This window comes from Micromonospora sp. D75 (genome assembly GCF_018070405.1).
GTDB lineage: Bacteria > Actinomycetota > Actinomycetes > Mycobacteriales > Micromonosporaceae > Micromonospora > Micromonospora chalcea.
Genome location: NZ_JAGPXV010000844.1, coordinates 1 through 2,037, shown reverse-complemented (window position 1 = coordinate 2,037; position 2,037 = coordinate 1). Strand labels below are relative to the sequence as shown.

Annotated in this window: 1 protein-coding gene and 2 pseudogenes; 1 reads left to right on the top strand and 2 read right to left on the bottom strand. The window is 75.0% G+C overall.

All coding sequences use genetic code 11. The annotated features are described in order from the left end of the window. Both KBX39_RS29810 and KBX39_RS29805 read right to left on the bottom strand, forming a co-directional pair. Positions 1 to 585: pseudogene (locus KBX39_RS29810) on the bottom strand (hypothetical protein); the annotation flags it as partial. Between the two features lie 169 nt (positions 586 to 754). Continuing rightward, the gene (locus KBX39_RS29805) at positions 755 to 1,546 is read right to left on the bottom strand and encodes a DNA-formamidopyrimidine glycosylase family protein (RefSeq protein ID WP_064447098.1); all 792 of its coding nucleotides are present in this window, start codon (positions 1,544 to 1,546) and stop codon (positions 755 to 757) included. A 108-nt stretch (positions 1,547 to 1,654) separates the two neighbouring features. On the opposite strand from KBX39_RS29805, the pseudogene KBX39_RS29800 reads away from it, so the two are divergent. After that, positions 1,655 to 2,037, top strand: a pseudogene (locus tag KBX39_RS29800) (hypothetical protein); the annotation flags it as partial.

The window sequence follows — 2,037 nt, the reverse complement described above, 5'->3', positions numbered from 1 at the left end:
CTCGCCCGCCCGTCCGGTGGGGAGTTGGTTGATGAACTTGATCCGGACCGGGCGGCCCCGCCGCGCGACGATCATCGGGCCGAGGTGCCAGGGGCGGTCCGGCGGGCTGACCGTGTTGTGGCCGGCGGCGTCGGTGCCCAGGTTGAGCTGCCGGTAGCCGCGCAGCCGGGTGGCCGGCAGGTCGCGGTGCAGGCGCTGCGCGTACTCCTGGAGGCCGATCTCGTAGTAGTCGCAGCCCGGCCAGGTGATGGTGTCCGGGACCGCTACCGGCAGGCGGGCGCCGAGCCCGTCGGTGGCGGGCTGCCCTGGTAGCGGCAGCGGGTCGACGAACTTGCGGATGCCGGTGCCGGGCGCCGGGCGGCCGTCGGCGTCGAGCGTGGGCAGCGGGCTGGCGGCGGTGTTCGGCACCGGGCCGAACAGGCGCGGGACGGCGGCCGGGTCCAGGCTCGCCGGGGTGGTCCCCGGCTCGTCGTCGCCGGCGCGCGCGGCGGGAACGCCCCGCGCCGCGGAACCGGTGAACGCGGTCTCCTCGGCGACTCCGGCCCGGTCCGGCCGTCCCGGCCGGAGTCTGCGGAACAGCACCATGGCTCTCCCCGGGGTCGGGGCGCGCCGGCCGACACCCCGGCGTGGCGGGCGTACGCGCTGCTGACGATCGGTGAGCGGTCAATCGCAGCATGCGACGCCACGGGGGTGGGACGGAAGTACCCAATCGTCCCTATCTCGGCGATCTTTGGCGTTTCGTGGAAGTTCCACGTCAGGAACGGTCGGGCTGGCAGACCGGGCACCAGTAGGTGACCCGCTCACCCAGCTCCTCCTTGCGGATGGCCGTCCCGCAGCGCCGGCACGGCTGGGCCCGGCGGCCGTAGACGTAGCTGGTGCCACCCCGGCGCAGCACCCCGGTCGTGCTCTGCGTCCAGCGGCCCCGGTTCGCCGCGAGCAGCCGCTGCGCCAGCGCGACGGTGCCCGGCAGGTCCGGCACCGCGCCCACCGGCGTCCACGGGGACACCCCGCGCAGGAACAGCACCTCGCACTTGTAGAGGTTGCCCACCCCGGCGAGGTTGCGCTGGTCCAGCAGCGCCTCACCGATGGTGCGCTCCGGCTCGGCCGCCAGACGGCGTACCGCCTCGTCCGCGTCCCAGTCCGGGCCGAGCAGGTCCGGGCCGAGGTGACCGACGAGCGACAGCTCCTCGGCCGTCGGCACCAGTGCCAGCTCGTGCAGGTGGTAGCCGACGGCGACCGCGCCGGGGGAGCGGAGCACCACGCGGATCAGGTGCGCCGGCCGCGCCGTCCAGCGCTCACCCGGGGTGTACGCGCGCCATGCGCCGTCCATCCGCAGGTGCGAGTGCAGCGTCCACTGCGCTGCGGTGGGCGCGGTGAGGCGCAGCAGCAGGTGTTTGCCCCGGCTGGCCGACTCGCGCACGGTCCAGCCGGTCAGGTCGGTGGCGGCGAGCTGCGGCACGCGGAAGTCGGACCCGGTGAGCCGGGCCCCGGCCAGCGCGCGATCCAGGACGCGCGCCGTGTTCCAGACGGTGTCGCCTTCGGGCACCCCGCCATTGTTCCCTACCGAACAGAATTCGCATGTGTCGCCATTTGTACTGAGGTTCCACTTGATCAGCGGAAACGCAACGATCAGGGGGTTCTGAGGAGAATGCTGATGGCTCATTCCGGACGTCGTATCGTCGTCGCCCTGACTGCCCTGCTCACCGTGGCCGCCGGACTGCCCGGCACGCCCGCGTCGGCCGCGCACCCGTCCACCGCCGTGCCGGCTCGCGCCGGCGCGCCCGACCCCGAACGCTGGTCCGTCGACCTCGCCGTCGCCGGTGGCGACGACGTCAACGTCGCCTGGCGTTCCGGCCGCCTCCGGCTGGCCGATCCCCGCCCCTCCGCCCGCACCCGCCCGGCCGCCGTGGGCGGTCCGGTCGCCGAGGGCATCCTGCTCTCCGCGCCGCGCGTCCTGGACCGGCCCGCCACCCGGGTACGCGCCCGGCTCACCGCCCGCACCGGCGACGGGGGTACGGCGGCGGCCCAGGTGCGCGG